Source organism: Martinezella hainanensis (assembly GCF_900094555.1).
GTDB lineage: Bacteria > Pseudomonadota > Alphaproteobacteria > Rhizobiales > Rhizobiaceae > Rhizobium > Rhizobium hainanense.
This window is the reverse complement of the sequence record NZ_FMAC01000008.1, coordinates 169,050-192,828: the sequence shown is the minus strand read 5'-3', so window position 1 is coordinate 192,828 and position 23,779 is coordinate 169,050. Positions and strand designations below refer to the sequence as shown.

The following is a 23,779-nucleotide window of genomic DNA, read 5'->3' as shown; positions in this document are numbered from 1 at the left end:
TCCGTTCATGGGACTATTGCCGGAACTATCGGCTTACAGCAGCGGCCGGCCCGGCATGTCATCCAGGTTGACCACGCCGTCGTGGTTGCGGTCCAGCCGGTCGAAGAGCTTGTTCATGGCGTCTTCGGCTTCCTTCTTGCTGATCTGGCCACTTTGGTCGGTATCGGCAAAACGGAAGATCATCGCACCGCGCATGAAGCCACCCTCGTGCATGAAGCGGCCATGCGGTCTGTGATGGCGATGGCCTTCGCCGCCCTTGTCGTTGTCATTGTCGTTCTGGGCTTGGTCGTTTTGAGCCTGGTCGCTCTTGGACTGGTCGGCCGGGGCTTGATTGCTCTGTGCCTGATTGCCTTGGGCTTGATTGCCTTGAGCCTGGTCGCCGCCCTGAGCCTGGCCATTTTGTGTCTGATCGCCATCGGCCTTGGCATGTTCGGCCCGCCACTGCTTCATCTGCTCCTGGCGGTAGGCGCGATATTCGCCAGGGGTGATTTCGCCGTCATGATTGACGTCGATCTGGTCGAAGATCTTGTCGACACCCGCCTTGACTTCATCCTTGGTGAGCTTCGTATCGCCGGGATTGCCGAATTCCTTCAGCATGCGGACGTAAAGGACTTCGGGCGAAAAATGCGGTCTGTGCCAGCGGCCTTGATGATGATGCCTGTCCCGGCCGTCGCCATCATGCGAGGCGGCGAGTGCTACCTGTGCGGCACCGCTGAGAAGCAGGGTTGCGGAAAGTCCAGCCAGAAGAAGTTTTTTCCCGTTCATCGCTTTTCCTTTCGTGTCGAGGAATGGTCAAACGATACGGCTGGCGGTCGAAAACGACCAATTAAACCTCTGTAAGGCGGATGAAACTTTGGTAACCCCGTTCTAATGAATGGTTAAATCAGCGCTTTGAGGAAGGCGGTGAGATCGTCGGTCACGTAGTCGATATGATCGTCCTCGCCGGTCGTGCGCTCCCACCATTCGACGACCGTTGTCTCGAGATTCTGTGGTACCAGCAGCACCGTTTTCATGCCCAGCGCCTTGGGCACGGTGAGATTGCGCGGCAGGTCCTCGAACATGACGGCCTTCTTCGTGTCGACGCGATGAAGGCTCATGAACTTGTCGTAGGTCGTCCCGGCCGGCTTCGGCACGTAGTCCGCCGCAACGATATCGAAAATATCATCAAACCCGTCGAGGATGCCGAGAGCGCCGGCCGTCGCCTCGGCGTGTTTGACGCTGCCGTTGGTGAAGATGAACTTGCGTCCCGGCAGCGCCTTGATGGCGGCGGCGAGCTCCGGCTGCGGCGTCAGCGCCGAATAGTCGATCGCATGCGCCTTCTCCAGGAAATCGTTGGGGTCGATGCCGTGATGAATCATCAAGCCCTGCAGGGTCGTGCCATGCTCCAGGTAATATTGCTTCTGCAGCTTGCGGGCATCTTCGCGCTCCATCTGCAAGAGGGCCGAGACGTAAGCCGTCATGTTCTTGTCGATCTGCGCGAAGAGATCGACATGGTGCGGATAGAGCGTGTTGTCGAGATCGAACACCCAATCGCGGATGTCGGCGAAATCTGAAGGCTCGGATAGTGTTTTTGTCTGGTTCATGCCGGTCTTATGGCATGCCCGCTCCAGGCGGGGGAAGGGAAATATTCACACTGCGGCATCTCAGCCATTTTGGGGAGATTGCCGTGCGATCCAATGCCGGCTATGATTTTACCATTGATTTCCGGGGTTTTACTCTATTTGCCATGTGAGGGAGAGCTTACGCTCTTTTGGGTCGCGGAGGAGAAATCGCCCGGCCGGGCTTTTCGGAGGGGATGCGATGAGTCAGGTGGAAAAGGCGCAGGAATTCGCGCGGCTGCACAAGAAGGGTGAGCCGCTGATCCTTTTCAATATTTGGGATGCAGGCTCGGCCAAGGCCGTGACCGAGGCTGGCGCCAAGGCGCTGGCGACGGGAAGCTGGTCGGTTGCCGCAGCCAATGGTTTCGGCGACGGCCAGGCCATTCCGTTATCGCTGCTGGCGGTCACCGCCCGGCTGATTTCGGTGACGAGCCCATTGCCGCTGTCGGTCGATTTCGAGGGTGGTTATGCGGTCGAACCCGAGGAGGTTGCCGCCAATGTCGAAAAGATCATGGATCACGGCGCCATCGGCATCAATTTCGAGGATCAGGTGATCGGCGGTCAGGGCGTTCATCCTATCGAGACGCAGGCGGCGCGCATCCGCGCCATCCGGGAAATGGCGGACCGCCGCGAGATGCCGCTGTTCATCAATGCCCGCACCGATCTTTTCCTGCAGGAAAGCGATACGGCCCATCATCAGCTGCTGCTGGATGACGCCTTTCAGCGCGCCGATGCCTTTGCCGAGGCTGGCGCCAGCGGCTTCTTCGCACCGGGCCTGGTCGAACCGGAACTGATCGGGGCTCTTTGCGAGCGTTCGCCTCTGCCTGTCAATATCATGGTGCGCCCGACGACGCCTGACAACGAGACCATGGCAAAGCTGGGCGTCAGCCGCATCAGCTACGGGCCGGCACCCTACCGCTCTGTCATGGGAATGCTGAAGAGCGAAGCCGAGGCAATCTACCGGCCGACTTGAGGCATGATGGGAGCCAGGATACTTTCCGTTCCCGACAAGTGGGTACCTTGAGCAAAGTGCGACAGGAGTGAAAATGTCTGAGCGCGACACCGAGCTCCACGGTAGCTGGCGGTTGGTTTCCTTTGACACTGAGCTTCAGGCTTCAGAGGAGCGCAGTCGACCGTGGGGCGACCACCCCAATGGGTACCTTATGTTCGGCCCGGATGGGCGAATGATGGTGCTGGTGACCGCCGAGGCGCGGGAGCCAGGGACTACAGATGAGAAACTGCTCGGACTGTTCCGTACCATGATGACCTATACCGGACGCTATCGGATAGAGGGGGACAGGTTCATCACAAAGATCGACTCGTCCTGGAATGAAGCCTGGAACGGCAGTGAGCAGGAACGCTTCTACAAGCTTGATGGAGACACGCTCGAGGTCTTTACGAGCTGGATGCCCAATCCGTTGGTATCGGGCAATCCAACAGGAAGGGCTGTGCTCAAGTTTAGACGCGGGTAATTTCCCTGCGCCGTGTTTTCAACGCCTCACGCCGCTCACACGGCTGGTAGTTTTAGTCCAAGCCACCGTCATGTCCATTGGGCTTCGCAGCCCAACGGAATCACAACAGATTAAAATCAGCCAATTATTCAGTTAGCCTTTAAGACGACGCCGCCCTTACGGGACGATCAGCGTGCCAGCGCCACGCTCGGTGAAGATTTCGAGCAGCACCGAATGGGCCGTCTTGCCGTTGAGGATGACGACGCCCTGAACACCTGCCTTGATGGCGTCGATGCAGGTTTCGACCTTCGGGATCATGCCGCCGGAAATGGTGCCGTCGGCGATCAGCGCGTGGGCCTGGGCGACGGAAAGTTCCTTGATGAGCTGACCCTGCTTGTCGAGAACGCCGGGAACATCCGTCAGGAAGAGCAGGCGTGTGGCGGAGAGCGCGCCGGCGATGGCGCCGGCAAAGGTGTCGGCGTTGATGTTGTAGGTCGCGCCGTCGCGGCCGGGGGCGACCGGGGCGATGACCGGGATCATCTCGGACTTGGCGAGCAGGTCGAGCAGCGTGCGGTCGACTTCGACCACTTCACCGACGAAACCGAGGTCGAGCACGCGCTCGATGTTCGAATCCGGGTCCTTGATGGTCTTGTGCGCCTTTTCGGCGAAGACCATGTTGCCGTCCTTGCCGCAAAGGCCGATCGCCCATTCGCCGGTCTGGTTGATCAGCGCGACGATTTCCTTGTTGATCGAGCCGGCGAGCACCATTTCGACGATCTCGACCGTCTTCTGGTCGGTGACGCGCAGGCCGCCTTCGAACTTCGATTCGATGCCCATCTTCGTCAGCATGGCGCCGATCTGCGGGCCGCCGCCGTGAACGACGATCGGGTTGACGCCCGATTGCTTCAACAGGGCGATATCGGCGGCAAAGGCCTTGCCGAGTTCGACATTGCCCATGGCATGGCCACCGTATTTCACGACGATGGTCTTGTTTTCGTAACGCTGCATGTAGGGCAGCGCCTGTGCGAGCAGGTTGGCTTGGAGTTCGCTTTGGGCTTCGGACATGGTGCACCCTTCGAAATTGATCGCGGCCTTTTATCTCAAGTTTTTGACAGAGGGAATAATGATCTCGGGATTAAAACATGCCGCGCAAATGTGCGCAGCGGTTTTGCGACAACGACATGGGCAAAATCAAATACCTAAAGCGCGAAAAGCGGATCTGAAAGATCGCGCTGCGCCTTAGTTGACGCTATGTCACATTAGCGTCGCCGAAATTGATGGTGCGGACACGTTTGCCGAAGCGAAGTTTTCTTCTAAAGATGGTGCAGGCATCGCACCCCGGGGATTTGGATGGCGAGCGAGGAGACGGAAGCGCTGATCGGCCGCATCGCCATGCGCGATCAGAAAGCCTTTGCCGCGCTCTACAAGCGTACCAGCCCGAAACTCCTCGGTGTTTGCCTGCGTATCGTTGGCAACAAGGCGGATGCGGAAGAGGTTTTGCAGGAGGTCTATATCAAGGTCTGGCAGCGGGCCGAGCAATTTGCTGTCGCGGAAGGGCCGGCAATGGCCTGGTTGATGACGATCGCACGCAACCGCGCCATCGATTTCATCCGCGCGCGCAAGCCCGTAGCCGACGAAATAGACAGCGCTTACGATCTCGCCGACCTGGAACCCGGCCCCGAAGAACAAGCAATCGTGAAGGGAGAGGGGAGGCGGATTGACAGGTGCATGGAAGAGTTGGAAGCTGATCGCGCGCGGGCAGTTCGCAGCGCCTATGTCGAGGGCTTGAGCTATCAGGAGCTCGCCGACCAGCACGCTGTGCCACTGAACACTATGCGCACGTGGCTGCGCCGAAGCCTGATTAGACTGAGAGAGTGCATGGACCGATGAGTACGCCCGATCAAAGCAAGGGAGGCCGCTCCCGCGACGAAGTCCTGGCCGGAGAATATGTGCTTGGCGTGCTTTCCTTGGAGGACCGGCAGAAGGTCGAGCGCCGCATGCGCAGCGACCGCCAGTTTGCCGCCATCGTCAGCCGCTGGGAGCAGAACCTCTCGGAATTCAACGAGGAATACGAAGCGGCGACGCCATCCCCTTCGGTCTATCCAAAGATCGAAAAGCGGATTTTCGGCGAAGTGGCACTCGGTGCCCATCTCTGGAATTCGCTGATGCTCTGGCGTTCCGTCGCCTTCGGCTCGCTGTTTTTGGCGGCCGGCGTACTCGTCTTCGCCATCACGAACGAAGGCGGCTTGCGCACAACCCCCGGCAAGCAGCTCACCGCGTCTCTTTCCGGCCAGAACAGTCCCTTCAATCTCCTCGCCAACTACGACATCGCCAACGGGCGTCTGAAAATTACGCCGGTCGCCGCCGGCAAGCCCGAGGAGAAATCGCTGGAGCTCTGGCTGATTCGCGGCAGCGATCCCGCCGAGGCGCTGGGCATCCTGCCACCGACTGGCGATGGCGAAATCGTCCTGTCGCCGGAGCTTCACGCCAAATTGACGGAAGGCGCGATCATCGCCGTCAGCGTCGAACCCTTTGGCGGCTCGCCGACCGGCAAGCCCACGGGCGATGTGGTTGCCTCCGGCACGATCCATCTGCCCTGAGGGACTGCGTCTCATAAAAGCTGCTGGCGGCTGAAACTTATCGTCGGCGCGCTCCGTATCCTCTTCCGACCCCGCCCGAGCGGGGCAACAGAGAGGAAGAGGAGACGTCATGATCAAGACCGTGTTTCGCATTGCCGCCATCGCCGCGATGCTGCCCGCTGCAAGCAGCCTCGCCTACGCCAAGGACCCGATGGTGGGTGGTGCGGCAATGTATGCCAGCAAGAACATCATCCAGAATGCCGTGAATTCCAAGGATCACACGACACTGGTCGCGGCCGTGAAGGCGGCCGGTCTCGTCGATACCCTTGAGGGCAAAGGCCCTTTCACCGTCTTCGCACCGACCAACGAAGCCTTCAAGCAGCTGCCGGCCGGTACGGTGGAAACGCTGCTGAAGCCGGAAAACAAGGAAAAGCTGGTCAAGATCCTGACTTGCCATGTCGTGGCCGGTGATGACATGGCCGCCGCCATCAAGAAGTGGGCGATGAGCAAGGGCGGCGAATACGATCTGAAAACGGTCGGCGGCTGTACCATCAAGGCCATGGACAAGGGCGGCAAGCTGACGCTGACCGATGAGGCCGGCGGCACCGCCCATATCACAATCGCCGACGTCAAGCAGTCGAACGGCGTGATCCATGTGGTCGACAAGGTGTTGTTGCCGAAGATGTAATCCTTAGCGGCAACACGGCCGCCGTCGCCTTACGCGGGGTCGGGGGCGGCGGCCTCATTGTATCGGAGCGGTCCTCAGACCTGGATGCCGACCGTCAGCCCGATGGCCTCGCGCAATTCCTGAAGTCCCACGCCTTTTTCCGAGGAGGTGGCGAGGATGCCGGGATAGGCGGCCGGGCGCTTGCGGATTTTTTCGGCGGTATCGGCGAGCAGCTTCGGTATGCCCGCCTCCTTGATCTTGTCGGTCTTCGTAAGCACGATCTGATAGGAAACGGCGGCCTTGTCGAGCAGATCCAGAACCTCTGCATCGTTCTTCTTGATGCCATGGCGGCTGTCGATCAGCACATAGACGCGCTTCAGCGTCGTGCGTCCGCGCAGATAGTCGAAGACCAGCTTCGTCCAGGCATCGACCTGATCCTTGGGTGCTTCGGCGTAGCCGTAGCCAGGCATGTCGACCAGCGCCATCGGCGGCAGATCGCCACCCTCGCCGGAAAAACCGTCGGGAACGAAATAGTTGAGCTCCTGCGTGCGCCCCGGCGTATTCGAGGTCCGCGCCAGCCCCTTGTGTCCGACCAGAGCATTGATCAGCGACGACTTGCCGACATTGGAGCGGCCGGCAAAAGCGATTTCCGGCGGCCCTTCCGGCGGCAGAAATTTCATCGACGGCACACCGCGGATGAAGATCCACGGACGCCCGAAAAGCGGCTTGTCGTCTTTTGTCGTCTGGTCTGCCATTTGCCCGGTCGTTTGCTTGGTTTGATGATCTGGCTTCGGGGTTTTGCCCATGAAAGTCAAGTTTTGATCGATGTGTGTGACACGTTGCGGACCTGCACGTACCCTGTCATGCTGCGCAGATGGAGCAAGATCCCACGAAAGACGACGATGTCGTAGAAATATGCCTCGATGCGAAGGAAGCCGTCGTTCTATTCGAGCTTCTCTCTCGTTGGTCCGATCCGAAGGGGACACACACTCCCGATGAATCATGTTTCGAGAGCCCTGCCGAATGCGCGGTATTGAACGGTTTGCTCGGGGATATCGAGAAGCAGCTTACTGCTCCGTTCAAGCCTGAGTACAGGCAGATTCTCGCCGATGCCCGCAGCTTGTTAGCGGGGCGATGGAATTACCCGACTCTGCGCGGCTGAAATTTCCCAGGCGGTCGACTTAGACCGGAATTTTCATCCGCAGCCATGGTGATCCTGTAAAATCCGCAATTGCTGCACCACGGCGCCGCGCAAGTCGTGCTAAGGCTCGATGCCGCAGCCTGAGATCTGCACGGTCAGGCGGGATTTGACAGGGCCGCTTTCCACAAGACGTTTGATGCGGATGTCCTCGAACTCTTCCGTCAGCATCTCGCATCTGAGCGCACGAGCTGAGAAGACCGCGGCGTACCCAGCCCGCTCGCATCGAAATATCAATCACAAAGAAAAGCCTCGCCGAAGCGTGCTTTTTTCGTCATTTCGATGGCGCCGGTTTTCGTTTGAAGAGGCCCCTCAAATTGTCGAAGAGCTCCACCTTCAAGCCATGACGCTTCGTGCCGCCGAGCTTCGGTGTCGGCCAAGGAGTCGGTAATGACTAGCCGCAGCACTTGGCAGCATTCGCTGATCCACAGCAGGCTGCCGCTTGGGTCTGTTCTGCCAGCCACCGGTCGCGTGGCTTGCAGCTGGCTGCGCGGGCAATGAGCTCGACATAGACGGCATCGTCGCCGATAACAGGAGTTGATGCGCAGTAGAGCTGCATCGGCTGCACCCCGTCGCTCACCTCAAAGGTCAGCCTCGCGGAGCCGTCGAGCTGCACATGCTCGGAAACCTTGCGGATGATAGCGGCGAATTTGCCCGCCGGCATATGCGTGCGGTTGCCTTCCTCGATATCCCAAAGCTGCACGAAAATCTCAGCCCATGCTTCCGGGTTGGCCCCGCAGTCCAATGCCGAAAACTGCCCGGCCTTAACTTCTGTGACATGATAGCCCGGCCTCACCGGCCGACCGTCATAGCGGAATACAAGGGGCAGATCGCGGGCAGCGGCCAAAGTCTCAAGCAGAAGGCCGAGGTTGATATCCGAAGCCAGGGTCTTGTCGATCGCATTCATTTGATGTACTCCATATTTCAACATTTCAAGGATTATTGAAATATGGATGAAGGTCAAGCCCTCGCTTCGTTCGGCGCACTCTCTCAGGAGACCCGCCTGCAGATCGTCCGCATGCTCGTCGTTGCCGGTCCTGATGGCATGGCTGCGGGCGCGATTGCAGAGAAGCTCGAGGTATCGCCCTCGAATGTTTCGTTCCATCTGAAGGAACTGGATCGGGCCGGCCTCATTGGCCAGCAGCGGGAATCCCGCTCTATCGTCTACACCGCCAATTACGATGTGCTCGGAGGTCTCGTCCGCTTCCTGATGGAAGACTGCTGTGCGGGGCATCCCGAGGTCTGCGCGCCGGCGGCGCAAGTCGCCGCCTGCTGTGTACCAGCTGCGAGAAACGTTCCATGAATATGCTGATCCGGGGCCTGAAGCCGTGACATCTTTTCCGCTTTCGCGCCGCCTTGTCTCGGAGGCCTTGGGCACGGGCCTTCTGGTCACGGCGGTCGTCGGTTCTGGCATCATGGCGCACAGGCTGACGACCGATATTGCGCTTGCGCTGCTCGCCAATACGCTGCCTACCGGCGCGATCCTTGTCGTGCTGATCATCGTCCTCGGGCCGATATCCGGCGCTCACTTCAATCCGGTCGTATCGCTGGTCTTCACGCTGCGCCGCGAGCTGACCGCGATGTCGGCTCTGGGTTATATCGTCGCGCAGACCCTCGGCGGCATTGCCGGAACACTCCTCGCGCATGCGATGTTCGAACTGCCTTTGTTGCAGGCTTCGACGACCATTCGCAGCGGCGGCGCGCAATGGTTGGCCGAGGTGACGGCCACCTTCGGCCTTGTCTTCGCCATCCTCGCCGGCTTGCGGTTTCGCGCCGACGCCGTGTCATGGCTGGTAGGCCTCTACATAACGGCCGCATACTGGTTTACCGCTTCCACCTCCTTCGCCAATCCGGCTGTCGCAATCGCCCGCTCGCTGACGAACACCTTCGCCGGCATCCGTCCTGTCGATCTGCCGGGTTTTATCGTCGCGGAAATCCTTGGCGCGGTGTTGGCACTGATGCTTGCGAACTGGCTGCTGATGGAAGTCCGCAATCCTCAAACTCTCTCTGAAACGGAAGCCATCCCATGACCATGGATGTTACGATCTACCACAATCCCGACTGCGGCACCTCGCGCAACACGTTGGCGATGATCCGCAATGCCGGTATCGAGCCGACCGTCATCGAATATCTGAGCAATCCGCCAAGTCGCGATGACCTCATCAAGATGATTGCCGAGGCGGGTTTGACTGTCCGGCAGGCGATCCGTGAAAAGGGCACGCCCTATGTCGAGCTCGGCCTCGACAATCCGGACTTGACCGATGCCCAGTTGCTCGATGCCATGTTGAAGGATCCGATCCTGATCAACCGCCCGTTCGTCGTAACGCCCATGGGCACGCGTCTTGCCCGGCCTTCGGAAGTCGTCCTGGATATCCTGCCCGACACGCATAAAGGCCCGTTCGCCAAAGAAGATGGCGAGCAGGTTCTCGACGCTGACGGCAAGCGCCTTGTCTGAACGGGTGCCCCTTCTTGCCGTGCTCGCGCTCGGTGTCACGCAGATCATCGGGTACGGCACTCTCTATTACAGCTTCAGCATCCTCGCACCCGATATGGTCGCGCAGTTCGCATGGTCGAGCGAATGGGTTTTCGGCGCGCTGTCGGTCGCGCTTCTGATAGGCGGCCTCACCGCACCGTGGCTAGGCGTGCTTTTCGACAGGATCGGAGCCGCCCGGGTGATGACGATCGGCTCCTTCGCGGCGGCAGCCGCTTTGGCCGCCTGTGCCTTTGCACCCAACAAGGCAGCTTATGTCGCAGCACTTGTTGCGATCGAGGCTTCCGCCAATCTGGTCCAGTATGGCGCGGCCTTTGCGTTGCTCGTGCAAATCCGACCGCAGGTCGCCTCCCGCAGCATCACCTATCTGACGCTGATCGGCGGATTCGCCTCGACAATCTTCTGGCCGGTAACCACGACACTCCATTCGCATCTCGCATGGCAGAACGTCTATTTGGTTTTCGCCGTCCTCAACCTCTGTATCTGCCTGCCAATCCACGCGTGGCTGGTGCGTCAGGGAACTATGCACGAGGCGAAGGCATCGAGCATAGCTCCGCGCGTCGAGGGTGTGTTGCCACCTGCTCGCCGTCGCCTTGGCTTTGCGGTCATGGTTATGGGTTTTTCGCTGATGTCGCTCGTCAGTTCGGCCATTCTGGTGCATTTGGTGCCACTGCTGTCCGGTCTCGGCCTCGGCGCGACCGCCGCTCTCGTGGGGACACTCTTCGGTCCGTCGCAGGTCGGCAGCCGCCTCATCAACATGGTGTTCGGCAAGAACCTGCTCGCACTCCATCTGGCCGTGATCGCCTCGATGCTGATCCCGGGCGGAGTGCTCGTGCTTCTGCTTTCTGCTCCCTCCGTACCCGGCGCCATGGCCTTCGCGATGATCTTCGGCATGGGCAACGGCCTCCTGAGCATCGTCACCGGCACGCTGCCTCTGCATCTTTTCGGCAGCGATGGCTACGGAAAGCTACAGGGGAAGATGATGGCGGCACGGCTGATCCTTTCAGCTCTCGCCCCGTTCGTCCTGGCCTTCGCGATGGAGAATATCGGCATCATGCCGTCACTCGTCATCACGGCCGCTCTGGGTGGGCTTTCCATCGCTGCTCTATCTTCCATCGCAGCATTGCGATGACCGTTGTTGGCGGCACATCGGTGCCGGAGTTCACGCCGATGGCACTTGCCGCTACAAAAGAAAAGCCCCGCCGGAGCGGGGCTTTTGTCGTCATTTCGATGGTGCCGGTTTTCGTTTGAAGAGGCCCTTCAGATTGTCGAAGAGTTCCACCTTCACACCATGTCGCTTCATGATGATCGACTGCTGAATGACCGAGAGCGTGTTGTTCCAAGCCCAGTAGATCACGAGGCCGGCCGGGAAGCTCGCCAGCATGAACATGAACACCAGTGGCATCCAGTTGAAGATCATCGCCTGGGTCGGGTCCGGCGGCGTCGGGTTCATGCGCATCTGGAAGAACATGGTGACGCCCATGATCAGCGGCCAGACGCCGAGATGCAGGAAGGTCGGAGCCGCAAACGGCAGCAGGCCGAAGAGATTGACGATCGAGGTCGGATCCGGCGCGGAGAGGTCCTGGATCCAGCCGAAGAACGGCGCGTGGCGCATCTCGATGGTGATGTAGATCACCTTGTAGAGCGAGAAGAAGATCGGGATCTGCAGCAGTACCGGCCAGCAGCCGGCGATCGGATTGATCTTCTCTTCCTTGTAAAGCTGCATCGTTGCCTGCTGCAGCCCCATTCGGTCGTCGCCGAACTTGGCTTTGAGTTCTTCCATCTTCGGCTGCATGCGCTTCATGTTCGCCATCGAGGCATATTGCCGGCTGGCGAGCGGGAAGAAGAGCGCCTTGACGACGATGGTCGTGCAGAGGATGGCGACGCCGAAATTGCCGAAGTAGCGGAAGAAGAAGTCCATCAGCTTGAACATCGGCTTGGTGATGAAATAGAACCAGCCCCAGTCGATCAGGCGATCGAAGCGCGGGATCGAATAGCTCGTCTCGTAGCGGTCGATGACCGGAACTTCCTTGGCGCCGGCGAAGACCAGGTTCTTCAGATCCTGCGACTGGCCGGGAGCAATAGTGACGGCATCCTGCTTGTAATCGGCCTGATAGCGCGGTGTGCCATCGGTGAAGTGCGAGAAACGTGCGTCATACGCCGTCGACTGTGGCGGCACGATGGTTGCAGCCCAGTACTTGTCGGTCATGCCGAGCCAGCCGCCGGTCGCCTTGGCAGGCGTCGTGGCTTCCTTTTCGGTAGACGCATATTTGGTCTCGATCAGGCCATCGTCGCCGATAACGCCGATGAAGCCTTCGTGCAGAACGTAGGCAGATGGCGTTTCAGGCTTGTTGTAGCGTGTGACGCGGCCGTAGCTCGACAGCGAAACCGGAGCCTGGCCGGCGTTGGCGATCTTGTCGGTGATCGTGAACATGTAGCGATCGTCGACCGAGATCGTGCGGCTGAAGGTGATGCCCTTGTCGTTGGTATAGGACAGCGTCACCGGCGTCTTGTCGGTCAGCTTGTCGCCGCTTGCGAGCTTCCACACCGTCGAAGGTCCGGGAACGGAACCCGTGGCATCGCTGCCGACATAGCCGAGTTCCGTAAAGTAGCCGTTCTTGGTGTCGGCCGGGCTGAACAGCGTGATGATCGGGCTGCTTTTGTCGACGGTCTCGTGATAGGCCTTGAGCTGGAGGTCGTCGAAACGCGCGCCTTCCAGATTGATGGAGCCGGCAAGCGCGGGCGTGTCGATGATGACGCGCGACGAAGCGGTCTTGGCGACCGACTGCTCGAGGGTGAGGACCGCCGGCGCCGTCTGACCGCCTGCCGGCAACGAGCCGTTCACCGCGGCACCCGCTGCTGCGGGCGACTGCGTCGTCTGGGTCTGCTGCGCCTGCTGGTGGGCCTTGGCGGCCTGCTCGGCCTGGCGCTGCGCTTCGAGGCGCGGGTTCATGTAGAAAAACTGCCAGCCGAGAACAATCAGCACAGACAGTGCAATTGCTATGAAGTAATTGCGGTTGTTTTCCATCATACTTTCCTGGAGCGGTCGTTTTCCGACCGCCGATGTTTCGGCCTGGTTTCGACGCGGCTTACGAGTTCGCTTGCCAGTTTTTCGAAAGGAGCGGTCAGCACATCGCGCCGCGCGACAACCACATAGTCGTGTCCGGGCTGCATTGCAAACCCTGCATGAAGCCGCACGGCTTCTTTCAGCCTGCGCCGCATGCGGTTGCGCTCCACCGCATTGCCATGTTTTTTGGTGACGGTAAATCCAACGCGGGGGTCGGCGTCGGCAAGCTTGCGGTCCAGCACCTCAATCAGGAAGAAGCCGCCTCTGCGCTTCTCGCCTTCGCGGACTGCAAGAAACTGCGGCCGGCTTTTCAGCCGCCCGACAGTCTTTTTTGGTCGTTCATTCGTCAATTTGCCCGCCATCCTGGATCATCGGGCACTTCGGCCCTTAGGCCGAAAGACGCTTGCGGCCGCGGTTACGGCGAGCAGAAAGAACTGCGCGGCCGCCCTTGGTGGCCATGCGCGCACGGAAGCCGTGGCGACGCTTGCGGACAAGCTTGGATGGTTGGTAGGTACGCTTCATTTATTTAAACACCGCGGAGTGCGGCCCTTCTTGAGCTTTGCTTCAATAGCAAGGAGCGTTGTTGATTATGGCGAACGGACTTGGCCCGCAAATGCAGGCACCATGACCGGACGTGCGCGGGCTTATACGGATCAAGGCCCCGGAAGTCAATTATAGCGGCGCAGATTCCTTGTTTTCCGGCAAATTCACGCTGTTGGTGTCGGCGGCGCGTCATTTGGTGGCAGTGACCGGCTGAATGTGCGTGCAACCTTAAATATAGATTGCGAATCTTCTAAAATATATGGGAAGTATAGTGAAGAATGTCGTATGTTTAGATTAAAAATACTTCAATATAACATTAATGATTTTAGCCGATATCTAGCTCTATGTCGTAAAACCCATCGATTTATGGGGGATGGGATCTGCGCCGGAGGGGTATTGTGAAAATTCGCGGCAAAATAAATCTGCTTGTATCTGTCATGGCTGGGGCAGCGCTTCTGATTGGCGCCACGGCCCTCTATGCGTTGCATCAATATGACCAGAAATTACAGAGCTACGAGCAGACGGCGAGCCGCGCTTACATGGGCGAGCGCCTGAATCGCTACGTGACCGCCGTGGTCATGGAAGCGCGTGGCATCTATGCCGCTGCTGCGGCAAAGGATTCCAAACCCTTTGCCGATGGGCTGATGGCCGATCTTGACGAAATCGACAAGGTGCTGACGAGCTGGGCGCCCCTGGTGCCGGATACGCAGAAGCCGGAATTCACCAAACTGCAGGCCCGTGCCCAGGAGTTTCGCGTCTTTCGCACGGAAACGGCCAGGCTCGGCGTGACGGATGGCCCGGATGCCGCCGGTAAGCAGGGCAATAACGAAGCGAACCGCGCCAACCGCAAGGCTTTCCAGGCTGAGATCGATGCGATCGTCGAGACCGACAAGGCGGAGCTCGCAAAGGCCGAGGCCGAGATTGCGACCTTCCACAGCAATGTCCTGTGGGTCGTCCTCGGCATCATGATCGCCGGTATCGTGGCGGGCGTCGGCCTCGGCGCCTATATCGGAACCGTCCATCTGAGCCGCCCCATCCGCAAGGTGACTGATGCGATAAAGAATGTCGCCAACGGCAATTTCGATATCGAGGTACCATTTGCCGGCCGTCGGGACGAAATCGGCGAGATGGCGGCAGCCGTCGACGTATTCAAGGAAAACGGCAATGCCGTGCGCCGCATGAATGCCGAGGAAACGGCAATGCGGGTGAAGAGCGACGAGCTTCAGTCGAGCATGTCTCTCGCAGTCTCTGCCGCGGCAGCCGGCGATTTCAGCCAGCGCATCGAGAAGGACTATGGCGACGTCAATCTCAACCGCTTCGCGCGCAACGTCAACGAGCTCCTGATCAGTGTCGACACTGGGATCGGCGAGGTCCGCCGCGTCATAGCAAGCCTGGCGGATGGCGACCTGACCCAGGCAATGAAGGGCGAATTCCAGGGCGCCTTTGCCGAGCTGCAGCAGAACGTCAATACGACGCTCGCGACGCTGAAGAGCACCATGAGCGAAGTGCGCGAGACCACAGGCTCGATCAACTCCAACACCAATGAGCTGCGTCACGCCAGCGACGACCTCTCCAAGCGTACGGAACAGCAGGCGGCCGCTCTTGAGGAGACTTCGGCAGCGCTCGACGAGATCACGTCCGTCGTCCAGAATTCCACGGAGCGGGCGCGCGAAGCCAGTGTCATGGTGAGCGAAGCCAAGGACGATGCAGCACGTTCCGGTACGGTCGTTCGCAATGCCATCGATGCCATGGGGCGGATCGAGCAGGCGTCCGGCGAGATCAGCCAGATCATCGGCGTGATCGACGATATCGCCTTCCAGACCAATCTTCTGGCGCTGAATGCAGGTGTTGAGGCAGCCCGCGCCGGCGAGGCGGGCAAGGGTTTCGCTGTTGTTGCGCAGGAGGTGCGCGAGCTTGCCCAGCGCTCCGCGACAGCCGCCAAGGATATCAAGGCCCTGATCGGCAAGTCCGGCGGTGAGGTGCAGGTCGGCGTCAAGCTCGTGCAGGCGACTGGCGAGGCGCTGTCGTCCATCGAGGTGCGCGTGCTCAAGATCAACGACCACATCCACTCGATCGCAACGGCGGCGCGTGAGCAGGCGACGGGTCTCTCCGAAGTGAACAACGCGGTCAACCAGATGGATGAAGTCACCCAGCGCAATGCCGCCATGGTCGAGGAAACATCGGCCGCGACCCATCGACTGGCGGCGGAGGCAGATGGCCTTGTCCATCTCGTCTCCCGCTTCAAGGTCGATGCTGTTCACGCTCCCGCCCCGGTTCCAGCGCGCGCCGAGACGCATCGTCCGACTGCTTCGCCGGCGCGGCGCATGATCGACAGGGTCGCGACTGCCTTTGGTGGTGGAGCGCTTGCGCCGGCTGCCACGGCGCAGGGCTGGGAAGAGTTCTGATCCCGCGAATATGAGGCTGGTTACGGCGCCTGAGCGTCGTCGCCGGCCTTTGTCTTGTGCCAAAATGCCGAGCCGATTGGAAAAAAGCCCACAATCGCCTATTATGTAGTTTCGATCAGGTCGCATCAGATCGCTTTGCGGCGAAGCGGGACAATTGAAATGGACAGTGGGCAGGACAAGGGCGCCGTAAAGAACGGCAAGGTCGAGAAGGGCCGCCTGTCCCAGTTCTGCCGCCCGACGGGCATCTTCGGCGGGCTTTCCGGCAAGCTTCTCATCCTCACCGTCGTTTTCATTTCGTTGGCGGAAGTGCTGATTTTCGTGCCCTCCGTCGCCAATATGCGGCTGCGCTGGCTGGAAGATCGGCTGAACACCGCCGCTGCCGCTGCTATCGTCATCGATGGCCTGCAGCCTGCCGAGCTGCCGCGGGCGCTGCAGAAGGAGACTTTGATGGCCACGGGCACGCGGGCCATCGTTCTGCGCAAGGACGGTACCTCGCGCCTGCTGGCAACAGCCGAGATGCCGGCCTCCGTCGACGAGAAATACGATCTTAGCGATGTGTCCCAGCTGACCGCGATCAAGGATGCGCTCGATACGCTGCTGTTCGGCGGCAATCGCATCATCCGCGTCTTCGGCCCCGTCGGCGGCGATGCCAACACAGGCATCGAGGTGGTGCTGAAGGATACCCGCCTGCGCAATGCGATGCTTGCCTATTCGGTCAGCGTGTTCTTCGTCTCGATCCTGATTTCCCTGTTCACCGCGACGCTGATCTTCTTTGCGATCAACCGCATGATGATCCGCCCCATCCGCCGGCTGACGGACAGCATGCAGGCCTATTCTGATGATCCGGAGGATCCCGGCCGTGTTCTTGTGCCGGAGAAGGGACGCGATGAGCTGGCCGTAGCCGGCCGGCATCTCGCCGCGATGCAGTCGCAATTGCAGAAAACCTTGAAACAGCAGAAGAATCTGGCTGCGCTTGGCTTGGCGGTGTCGAAGATCAATCACGACATGCGCAATATCCTTTCGGCCGCGCAACTGATGTCGGACCGTCTGGTCGATGTCGATGACCCGATGGTCAAGCGCTTCGCTCCGAAGCTGCTGCGCACCATCGACCGTGCCGTCGGCTATACGACCGAGGTCCTGTCCTATGGCCAGACCTCCGAGTCGGCGCCTCGCCGGCGCAAGATTCGCATATTCGAGCTTATCGAGGAAGTCCGCGATATTCTGGCGATCGATCCGGATAGCGGCATCGAATTCATCGAGCAGCTCAGCCCGGATCTGGAGGTCGATGCCGACAGCGAGCAGCTGTTCCGCGTCATCCACAATCTTTGCCGCAACGCCCATCAGGCGCTGATCGCTTTCGGCGAGGCGGAGCCCGATAGCGTCAGGCGGATCACGGTGTCGGCGCATCGAATCGGCAGCGTCGTCAGCATCACCGTCGATGACACCGGACCCGGCATGCCGCAAAAGGCGAGGGAGAACCTGTTCACGGCCTTCCGCGGCTCGGCTCGTTCGGGCGGCACCGGCCTTGGCCTGGCGATTGCCCGTGAGCTCGTCCTTGCCCATGGCGGAACGATTGCGCTCGTTGAAAAACCGGCCGCCGGCACGCAGTTCCGCATCGAAATTCCCGACCGCCCGGTATCTCTCGACGATTACCGCAGCAGAAGCCTCCAAGAAAGCTGATTGTTTTCAGTCGCTTGGCGTCAATATGCACGAAAATCGCGATCTTTTTCAGAAATCCACTTGCATTCCCTCAAGGGAGGCTTTAGAGAACCGCCCACGCCAACGGTTTCTTCCGTTTCGGCCACGCACCCGTAGCTCAGCTGGATAGAGCACCAGACTACGAATCTGGGGGTCAGGAGTTCGAATCTCTTCGGGTGCGCCATTTTCTTCTTCTCCATGCCAATAGAGAATTAAGTTGGGCACCAACGTCTGAGCACAGACGCAAGCCGCTCTTTGGCCCATCTCGATAATCGACAAGGCTTGGAATCAATATAGCCATTCAGCATTGCTGGAGCTGCAGATGGCCGGTCACATAAAGCCTGGATTTCGCGGCAGATATTGAGTCCAGTCGCCATAGCCGGGCGATGCCATCAATAGCATCGGAAAAGTGATCCGCATGCCTTGGTTGATCGCAAGGCTCAAGGCGCTGTCGCATGTGCCCGGCAGGAACGCCGATATGTTCTCGGCAGAGCCATCCGCCGCCAGCTTCAACGCGGTCGCAAAAGCATCATGAAGAAAATCAGGCCGCGCGACAGCGAGGGGGCCGATATGCCCGTTGGAGCTGATATAGCCATAGCCGACAATATCATCGCCAGCGCAGAGCAAAAAGCCTGCGGTCGATGGGTCGCCAAGCAGATAGCGGTGATGCTTCTCCCGCGAGACGCCTATGGCACGGGCATCGATCTCGACAAGATTTTCCATCGCCGTGCCACCGGTGTCGAGTGGGATGGCGTGCAACCGCGGCTCCGGCAATGTCCGGCTCACCCGTTCGCGTGCGACGCTGAAAGAGTAGATCGGCATCTTGGGAAAGAGGCCGTGCCGCATGTAGAGGCCTTGCGAGACGCGATTGAAGGTGAAAGTAATCAGTGCCTTGTGAGCCGCGCCTGATTTCCGGGCGTGCTCCATGGTCCGTTCCAAGAGTTCATTTCCGATGCCTTGACCCTGCCGGGCGGGATCGACGAACAGCTGGGCAAGGAACCAGACATTGCCGCAAACCCAGCTCCAGGCGAAGCCGAGGATTTCTCCACCATCGTCCGCGACCCATAGTCCATCAGGGTCGTCCTTGAGCGAGAACAGCTGAAAGTTGGGAGCGCTTGCCGCCGCCATCGCACCGAAGCCATGCCGAACGGTAAGATCGTTGATGCTGGCAACCACCAGGGCATCGGTCGCGGCCAAATCGTCCGCAAGGGCAGGTCTGTAAACAAGCGGCATTGGATAACCCCGCAAATGTTCCCGCGATAGAGCGCCGTAACGCGTCGTACCGGCCGGTCATGACTGCCGTCTCGAACCTCGCCGCTGCGCTTTCGGCACCCTTCGTCCCAATTGGAGAAACCGGAGGCTTGATACCTCCTTTCTCCGGGGCACATTCTTTGATCACAAGGCCGTGATCATAACACACGCTCTACCAATTTCATCCTGCCCCGCGCGCTGTTTGCATACTCATTTAGATCGAGAGCATGGCACTCCCGCATTGCGAATGCGCGCCTTTCCGCGGGCAGCGCTGGCTTAAGCCGGGCTTGTTGCCGGGTGACTGCAATTGCCCCGCGCCGATCAGCCCTGACGCTTTGCTTCCTGCCCATGATCCGTCGCCAACGGCAATTCCGGTAGAAAAAGCAGCGCAATCAGCGCCAAGGCCACGATCGCCGTGCCCGTCGCAAAGGTCATGGCGATCGCGTGGCGATAGAGCGCTATCGCGGCGTCATGCGCTTCGGGGGGGGCAGTCGCGAGCTGCTTCATGCCGGCCTCGGTCAATGAAGATACATGCATCCCGTCGAGGACGCCGCCAGCATTCTGTACGCGATAGGCAAGAATGGCGCCGGAACCAGTAACGCCGATGAGGCCGCCGAGCGAACGGAAGAAGGCGAGCGTCGCCGTTCCCACGCCGCGATGGGCGAGGGGAAGGGCGTTCTGCACCGCGATCGTCATGGTGGGCATGACGAGGCCAAGGCCGAGACCGAGAGCAAAGATCGTCGGTTCGATTACCCAGAAGCCCTGGCTGGTGGCGGCCGCCCAGGCGAGCACGGCAAAGGCGGCGGTTGCGAGGCTGAGGCCGCAGAGCTGCGCCGGCTTGTAGCGTCCGAAGCGATGCAGCAGCACACGTCCATTGACCATGGAAGAGATGACGACGCCGATCATCAGCGGGCCGGTGAGCAGGCCGGAATGCGAGGCGCTGACCCCCATGACCATCTGGAAGAATAGCGGAAAGAAGAGGCTTGCTCCCAGCATGCCCATGAAGGTCAGGGCCAGCACGATGCAGGCGACGACAAAGAGCCGGTTACGGAAGAGATCGGGTGGCAATACCGGCTCTGGTTCGCGCCGGATATGCAGGATGAAGAAGACGAAGAGCACGAGGGCGATGGCGGAGAGGCCGAAGATCTCTGGCGAGTTCCAGGCCCATTCATTGCCGCCGAGCGCAAGCACCAGCAGGAAACTGGTTGTACAGCTCGTCAGCAGAGCCGCGCCGAGATAGTCGATACGGCGGCTGCGCGTATGATGCGGCCGCTTCAGCGCCCTGCCGATCATGACGAGGGCGACGGCGCCAATCGGCAGGTTGACGTAGAAGATCCAGTGCCATGACAGGAGGTCGGTGATGACGCCGCCGGCGATCGGGCCGATGACGCTGCAGATCGCAAATACCGCTGCGATCGAACCCTGATTGCGCCCGCGCCTGGCCGGCGGCACTATGTCGCCGATGATGATCTGCGCCAACGGCAGCAAGCCGCCGGCGCCGATGCCCTGGATCGCCCGGAAGATGATGAGCTGTATCAGCGTCTGCGCCATGCCGCTCAGCACCGAGCCCAGAAGGAAGATCAGGATCGCCGTATAGATCATCGGCTTGCGGCCGTACTGGTCGCTGAGCTTGCCGTAGAGCGGCATGGTGCTGGTCGAGGCGAGCACATAGGCGCTGACGACCCAGGAGAGGTGCGTCAGGCCGCCGAGATCGCTGACGATGCGCGGCAGTGCCGTCGCAACGATGCTCTGGTCGATGGCGCCGAGGCCGAGAACGATCATCAGTCCGAGGATGACGGCGCGGATCTCGCGACGATCGGGCGGCTCGCCTGCCGTCGGAGCTGATGGTGGGACAGCATTCGGACGAGCCGTATTCATTGTCCGATCTCCATGAGCGGTTCGATTGCGGCGCGAATGGCGTCACGCTGCTGCGGCGACAGTTTGGCAAGTTCGGAGGCGAGCCAGTCGGTTCTCCGCCGTTTCAGGTTGCGGATGATTTCTTCGCCTTTCGCCGTCGCCACCAGACCATTGCGGCGGCGGTCGCTCGGGTCTGGCTCCGAACGGGCGATGAGGCCATCCCGCTCCATGGCTTTCACATGTCCTGAGATCGTCGGTCCGCGCAGTCTCTCTATCCGCGCCAGTTCGGCAACGCCAATGCCTGGCTGGCGCATGATGGCGACGAGCAGCAAGGCATGCAGCGGCGACAGCCCGGCCTCGTCGCTCTCGCGCCGCAATTGCCGATGCAGGCGATGGAGGGCGGGACGCAACGCCTCGGCCAGCGCGTAGGCCTCCTCGATCCCTTGATGCTGGTCGGTTTTGGTCATCGATAGTCTCGCTCGCGTATAGATAGATAGGCTTCCTATCTATAGACCTATCGTGCGGCATGTACTTGCGCAAGCGATAATATTGTGAAAGATTTTCAATCATTGCGCGTTGTTCATCAGTATTTGCGACTCATGAGGAGGAGAAGAGCTGTGAAACGATTCCTGACAACCGTAACAGTGACTGCCCTGAGTGCCCTGCTTGCCGTAACGTCTTTCGACCCGGCGGCGGCCGCACCGATCCAGCCGCTGATCCAGCCGGCAATCCAGCAGACGGGTGATCAGCCCGCTGGCCTGACCGAAGTTCAATATCGCCACCACAACAGGCACTACCGCGGGCGTCACCGTCCGCATTATCGTCCCCACCACCGTCCGCATCATCGCCCGGGCTATTGGCATGGTCATCGCGGCTATCGCTATCACCGTCCCGGCTATCGGCGCCATGATGGCTGGTGGTATCCGATGGCTGCATTCACCGCCGGAGCAATCATCGGCGGGGCCGTTTCGCAGCCGCCGCGCGGCAGCGCGCATGTTCGCTGGTGCGCAAGCCGCTACAAGACCTATCGTGTGTCGGACAATACCTATCAGCCGACCAATGGTCCGCGCCGTCAGTGCGTTAGTCGGTGATATCGCACATGTCGAAATCCCTCTCCGTCACGCGGAGAGGGATTTTTTAAGGTCGTTGTGGCCCGGCACCCTTCAGCCGGTCAACTGCTCGGAGACGTCCCATAGCCGCCGCCAGATCGCCTGATCATGGGCATGAGCGGCAATCTTGGCCCGTACTGGCGGGCCTTTGAGCTCATAGAAGCCGTTCGGGCCATACATGGCGCCGCCTTCCGCGGTCGGTGCAGTGGCGGCAAAGAGCGTCGGCAGGGCGCCGGCTGCTGCCGATTGTGATGCAAACGGCTCCAGCAGTTTTGTCAGGAGTTCAAGACTGCCCGGCCTGTTGCGGCCCATGCGTGGTCCTGCCGTCTGAAGACCGGTGACCGCATAGCCGGGATGGGCGGCCATGCTTTTGAGCTTCCAGCCTTCAGCGCGTGCGATGCGATCGAGTTCCAGGCTGAAGAGCAGCGTTGCCAGCTTTGATTGGCAATAGGCAGGCCAAGGCCGATAGCGCTTGCGCCATTGCAGATCGTCGAAATTGATCCTGCCGCTGCGATGCGCCAGGCTGCTGACCGTGACTACTCGCGGATTTTCGGCCGCAGAAACCTTCGGCAGCAGCCGCATCGTCCAGGCGAAATGGCCGATATAATTGGCGCCCATCTGCATCTCGAAACCATCTTCGGTCTCGTGCCGATCGGGAATGGCCATGACGCCGGCATTGTTGATGAGTAGATCGATATGCGGCAGCGTATCGGCGATGCGGTTGGCCGTACGGGCGACGGAATCGAGGCTGGCAAGATCGAGCGCCTCGTATGTCACGTCTGCACCGGGTGTTGCCGAGCGGATCTTGGCGAGTGCTTCGTTGGCCTTGGCCTCGTTGCGCGATGCGATGACGACCTTTGCGCCGGCATCTGCCAGAGCCTTTGCCGCCTCATAGCCGATACCGCTGTTAGCGCCGGTGATGACTGCGATTCGACCTGTCTGCGGCGGAATATCCTTTATTGTCCAGTCTGGCATTGCGGGCTCCTGTGAAGAGATTTTGGCATTGCCCATTGTATCTGGTTATTTCTACACTAAATGCAAGTTTGCAATAAATGAAAATATATGAACGCAAAATGTGCGATGGTGCTTGCATATCAAGAACTTTCAACGGTCTAATGGCGGGGCATGCCTTTGAATTGCCACGCTGTTCGGCCCTCATCATATTTTATCGCCGGAGATTGGATGTGCGGAATGACGACAAAAACCTCATGCGCTGATTTCGTACAGTTCTTTCGCTCCTGGGTGAGCAATCCCATGCGCGTTGCGGCGGTGGCGCCCTCAGGCGAGCGGCTGGCGAGATTGATGACACAGGAGATCGAGCCCTTCGATGGTCCGGTCCTCGAGCTTGGCCCTGGCACCGGCGTATTCACAAGGGCGTTGCTGGCGCGTGGTATCCCCGAAAGCGCGCTGACGCTCGTCGAATTCGGCGAGGAATTCGCCGTCCGTTTGCGCGGGCGTTTCCCCGAGTCGCGAGTGGTGCATATGGATGCGGCCCAGCTTGGCCAATGTGGTCTTTTCGACGATGCGCCTTTCGGTGCCGTCATCAGCGGCTTGCCCTTGCTGTCCATGCCGCCTTCCAAGGTGGCAGCCATTGTCGGCGGCGCCTTCGAAACCATGAAGCCGGGTGGGGCTTTCTATCAGTTCACCTACGGCCCGCGCTGTCCAGTGCAGAAACCGATCCTTGAAAGCCTCGGGCTCACCGCAAAGCGCATCGGCGGTACGGTGCGCAACATTCCGCCGGCCGGCGTCTACAGGATATCGCGGCAAAATCCACTGGAGCTCTCGATCACCGGCTCCAAATATCGTAGCACCGGTGAGAATGCCGGAATCAGCGCTTAGGCGCCGGAAACCGGAAAGGCCGATTT

At 60.0% G+C, this 23,779-nt stretch carries 25 protein-coding genes and 1 tRNA gene; 14 read left to right on the top strand and 12 right to left on the bottom strand.

Translation table 11 applies throughout. The features are described 5' to 3' along the window. Nucleotides 1-33: 33 nt before the first annotated feature. Complete coding sequence (locus GA0061100_RS24265) at nt 34-765, bottom strand: EF-hand domain-containing protein (RefSeq protein ID WP_075855383.1); 732 nt, start codon at nt 763-765, stop codon at nt 34-36. A gap of 113 nt (nt 766-878) precedes the next feature. Further along, complete coding sequence (locus tag GA0061100_RS24260; RefSeq protein ID WP_075855382.1) at nt 879-1,583, bottom strand: pyrimidine 5'-nucleotidase; 705 nt, start codon at nt 1,581-1,583, stop codon at nt 879-881. Between the two features lie 217 nt (nt 1,584-1,800). Here GA0061100_RS24260 and GA0061100_RS24255 point away from each other — a divergent pair, with 217 nt between their 5' ends. Both GA0061100_RS24255 and GA0061100_RS24250 read left to right on the top strand, forming a co-directional pair. After that, complete coding sequence (locus GA0061100_RS24255) at nt 1,801-2,571, top strand: isocitrate lyase/PEP mutase family protein (protein ID WP_075855381.1); 771 nt, start codon at nt 1,801-1,803, stop codon at nt 2,569-2,571. 73 nt (nt 2,572-2,644) lie between these two features. Next, nucleotides 2,645-3,070 carry a lipocalin-like domain-containing protein gene (locus GA0061100_RS24250; protein ID WP_075855380.1) on the top strand — a complete coding sequence of 142 codons (426 nt, stop codon included), beginning with the start codon at nt 2,645-2,647 and terminating at the stop codon, nt 3,068-3,070. A gap of 156 nt (nt 3,071-3,226) precedes the next feature. Here GA0061100_RS24250 and argB read toward each other — a convergent pair whose 3' ends face one another. After that, the gene (gene argB, locus GA0061100_RS24245) at nt 3,227-4,114 is read right to left on the bottom strand and encodes an acetylglutamate kinase (protein WP_069611182.1); all 888 of its coding nucleotides are present in this window, start codon (nt 4,112-4,114) and stop codon (nt 3,227-3,229) included. 285 nt (nt 4,115-4,399) lie between these two features. Here argB and GA0061100_RS24240 point away from each other — a divergent pair, with 285 nt between their 5' ends. The 3 genes from GA0061100_RS24240 to GA0061100_RS24230 all read left to right on the top strand — a co-directional run bounded on the left by GA0061100_RS24240 (nt 4,400) and on the right by GA0061100_RS24230 (nt 6,316). Further along, nucleotides 4,400-4,939: a sigma-70 family RNA polymerase sigma factor gene (locus GA0061100_RS24240; protein WP_015338658.1), complete on the top strand. Its 540-nt coding sequence runs from the start codon at nt 4,400-4,402 to the stop codon at nt 4,937-4,939. Further along, entirely contained in the window at nt 4,936-5,649 is a 714-nt protein-coding gene (locus tag GA0061100_RS24235; RefSeq protein ID WP_075855379.1) for an anti-sigma factor, read from the top strand. Before GA0061100_RS24240 ends, GA0061100_RS24235 begins: the two co-directional genes overlap by 4 nt. 109 nt (nt 5,650-5,758) lie before the next feature. After that, nucleotides 5,759-6,316, top strand: a complete 558-nt coding sequence (locus tag GA0061100_RS24230; protein WP_075855378.1) for a fasciclin domain-containing protein — start codon at nt 5,759-5,761, stop codon at nt 6,314-6,316. A gap of 74 nt (nt 6,317-6,390) precedes the next feature. Here GA0061100_RS24230 and yihA read toward each other — a convergent pair whose 3' ends face one another. Together yihA and GA0061100_RS24215 are read right to left on the bottom strand one after the other, a co-directional pair. Then, nucleotides 6,391-7,050: a ribosome biogenesis GTP-binding protein YihA/YsxC gene (yihA, locus tag GA0061100_RS24225; protein WP_075855491.1), complete on the bottom strand. Its 660-nt coding sequence runs from the start codon at nt 7,048-7,050 to the stop codon at nt 6,391-6,393. Between the two features lie 837 nt (nt 7,051-7,887). Continuing rightward, a complete protein-coding gene (locus GA0061100_RS24215; RefSeq protein WP_075855375.1) occupies nt 7,888-8,400 on the bottom strand; it encodes a DUF6428 family protein in 513 nt (170 codons plus the stop codon). A gap of 42 nt (nt 8,401-8,442) precedes the next feature. On the opposite strand from GA0061100_RS24215, the gene GA0061100_RS24210 reads away from it, so the two are divergent. The 4 genes from GA0061100_RS24210 to arsK are packed head-to-tail and all read left to right on the top strand — an operon-like array spanning nt 8,443 to nt 11,116. After that, nucleotides 8,443-8,796, top strand: coding sequence for an ArsR/SmtB family transcription factor (locus tag GA0061100_RS24210; RefSeq protein WP_075855373.1), 354 nt, complete (start codon nt 8,443-8,445; stop codon nt 8,794-8,796). A 25-nt stretch (nt 8,797-8,821) separates the two neighbouring features. Beyond that, nucleotides 8,822-9,523 (top strand): aquaporin, encoded by a 702-nt coding sequence (locus GA0061100_RS24205; RefSeq protein WP_075855372.1) that lies wholly within the window; start codon nt 8,822-8,824, stop codon nt 9,521-9,523. Further along, entirely contained in the window at nt 9,520-9,948 is a 429-nt protein-coding gene (arsC, locus tag GA0061100_RS24200; RefSeq protein WP_075855370.1) for an arsenate reductase (glutaredoxin), read from the top strand. The genes GA0061100_RS24205 and arsC overlap by 4 nt, the downstream gene beginning before the upstream one ends. Then, nucleotides 9,905-11,116 (top strand): arsenite efflux MFS transporter ArsK, encoded by a 1,212-nt coding sequence (arsK, locus tag GA0061100_RS24195; RefSeq protein ID WP_083961431.1) that lies wholly within the window; start codon nt 9,905-9,907, stop codon nt 11,114-11,116. Before arsC ends, arsK begins: the two co-directional genes overlap by 44 nt. Before the next feature lie 90 nt (nt 11,117-11,206). Here the strand turns inward: arsK and yidC are convergent, their stop codons facing one another. The 3 genes from yidC to rpmH are packed head-to-tail and all read right to left on the bottom strand — an operon-like array spanning nt 11,207 to nt 13,573. After that, a complete protein-coding gene (gene yidC, locus GA0061100_RS24190) occupies nt 11,207-13,015 on the bottom strand; it encodes a membrane protein insertase YidC (RefSeq protein WP_425298704.1) in 1,809 nt (602 codons plus the stop codon). Further along, entirely contained in the window at nt 13,012-13,413 is a 402-nt protein-coding gene (gene rnpA / locus GA0061100_RS24185) for a ribonuclease P protein component (protein ID WP_075855368.1), read from the bottom strand. The genes yidC and rnpA overlap by 4 nt, the downstream gene beginning before the upstream one ends. A gap of 25 nt (nt 13,414-13,438) precedes the next feature. After that, the gene (gene rpmH / locus GA0061100_RS24180; RefSeq protein ID WP_041677194.1) at nt 13,439-13,573 is read right to left on the bottom strand and encodes a 50S ribosomal protein L34; all 135 of its coding nucleotides are present in this window, start codon (nt 13,571-13,573) and stop codon (nt 13,439-13,441) included. A 419-nt stretch (nt 13,574-13,992) separates the two neighbouring features. Between rpmH and GA0061100_RS24175 the strand changes: the two genes are divergently transcribed. The 3 genes from GA0061100_RS24175 to GA0061100_RS24165 all read left to right on the top strand — a co-directional run bounded on the left by GA0061100_RS24175 (nt 13,993) and on the right by GA0061100_RS24165 (nt 17,881). After that, nucleotides 13,993-15,999: a HAMP domain-containing methyl-accepting chemotaxis protein gene (locus tag GA0061100_RS24175; RefSeq protein ID WP_075855366.1), complete on the top strand. Its 2,007-nt coding sequence runs from the start codon at nt 13,993-13,995 to the stop codon at nt 15,997-15,999. Between the two features lie 159 nt (nt 16,000-16,158). Continuing rightward, nucleotides 16,159-17,679, top strand: a complete 1,521-nt coding sequence (locus GA0061100_RS24170; protein ID WP_075855365.1) for a sensor histidine kinase — start codon at nt 16,159-16,161, stop codon at nt 17,677-17,679. A 125-nt stretch (nt 17,680-17,804) separates the two neighbouring features. Further along, a tRNA-Arg gene (locus GA0061100_RS24165) sits at nt 17,805-17,881 on the top strand. A gap of 146 nt (nt 17,882-18,027) precedes the next feature. Here the strand turns inward: GA0061100_RS24165 and GA0061100_RS24160 are convergent. The 3 genes from GA0061100_RS24160 to GA0061100_RS24150 form a co-directional block, all read right to left on the bottom strand. After that, the gene (locus GA0061100_RS24160; RefSeq protein WP_075855363.1) at nt 18,028-18,930 is read right to left on the bottom strand and encodes a GNAT family N-acetyltransferase; all 903 of its coding nucleotides are present in this window, start codon (nt 18,928-18,930) and stop codon (nt 18,028-18,030) included. 339 nt (nt 18,931-19,269) lie between these two features. After that, nucleotides 19,270-20,826, bottom strand: coding sequence for an MDR family MFS transporter (locus tag GA0061100_RS24155; RefSeq protein WP_075855362.1), 1,557 nt, complete (start codon nt 20,824-20,826; stop codon nt 19,270-19,272). Further along, nucleotides 20,823-21,272, bottom strand: coding sequence for a MarR family winged helix-turn-helix transcriptional regulator (locus GA0061100_RS24150; RefSeq protein ID WP_075855360.1), 450 nt, complete (start codon nt 21,270-21,272; stop codon nt 20,823-20,825). Before GA0061100_RS24150 ends, GA0061100_RS24155 begins: the two co-directional genes overlap by 4 nt. 132 nt (nt 21,273-21,404) lie before the next feature. Here GA0061100_RS24150 and GA0061100_RS24145 point away from each other — a divergent pair, with 132 nt between their 5' ends. Then, entirely contained in the window at nt 21,405-21,896 is a 492-nt protein-coding gene (locus GA0061100_RS24145; RefSeq protein ID WP_075855358.1) for a BA14K family protein, read from the top strand. 72 nt (nt 21,897-21,968) lie between these two features. Here the strand turns inward: GA0061100_RS24145 and GA0061100_RS24140 are convergent, their stop codons facing one another. Further along, the gene (locus GA0061100_RS24140; RefSeq protein ID WP_075855357.1) at nt 21,969-22,889 is read right to left on the bottom strand and encodes an oxidoreductase; all 921 of its coding nucleotides are present in this window, start codon (nt 22,887-22,889) and stop codon (nt 21,969-21,971) included. Nucleotides 22,890-23,105: 216 nt separating this feature from the next. Between GA0061100_RS24140 and GA0061100_RS24135 the strand changes: the two genes are divergently transcribed. Further along, entirely contained in the window at nt 23,106-23,753 is a 648-nt protein-coding gene (locus GA0061100_RS24135) for a class I SAM-dependent methyltransferase (RefSeq protein WP_075855356.1), read from the top strand. Nucleotides 23,754-23,779: the final 26 nt, after the last annotated feature.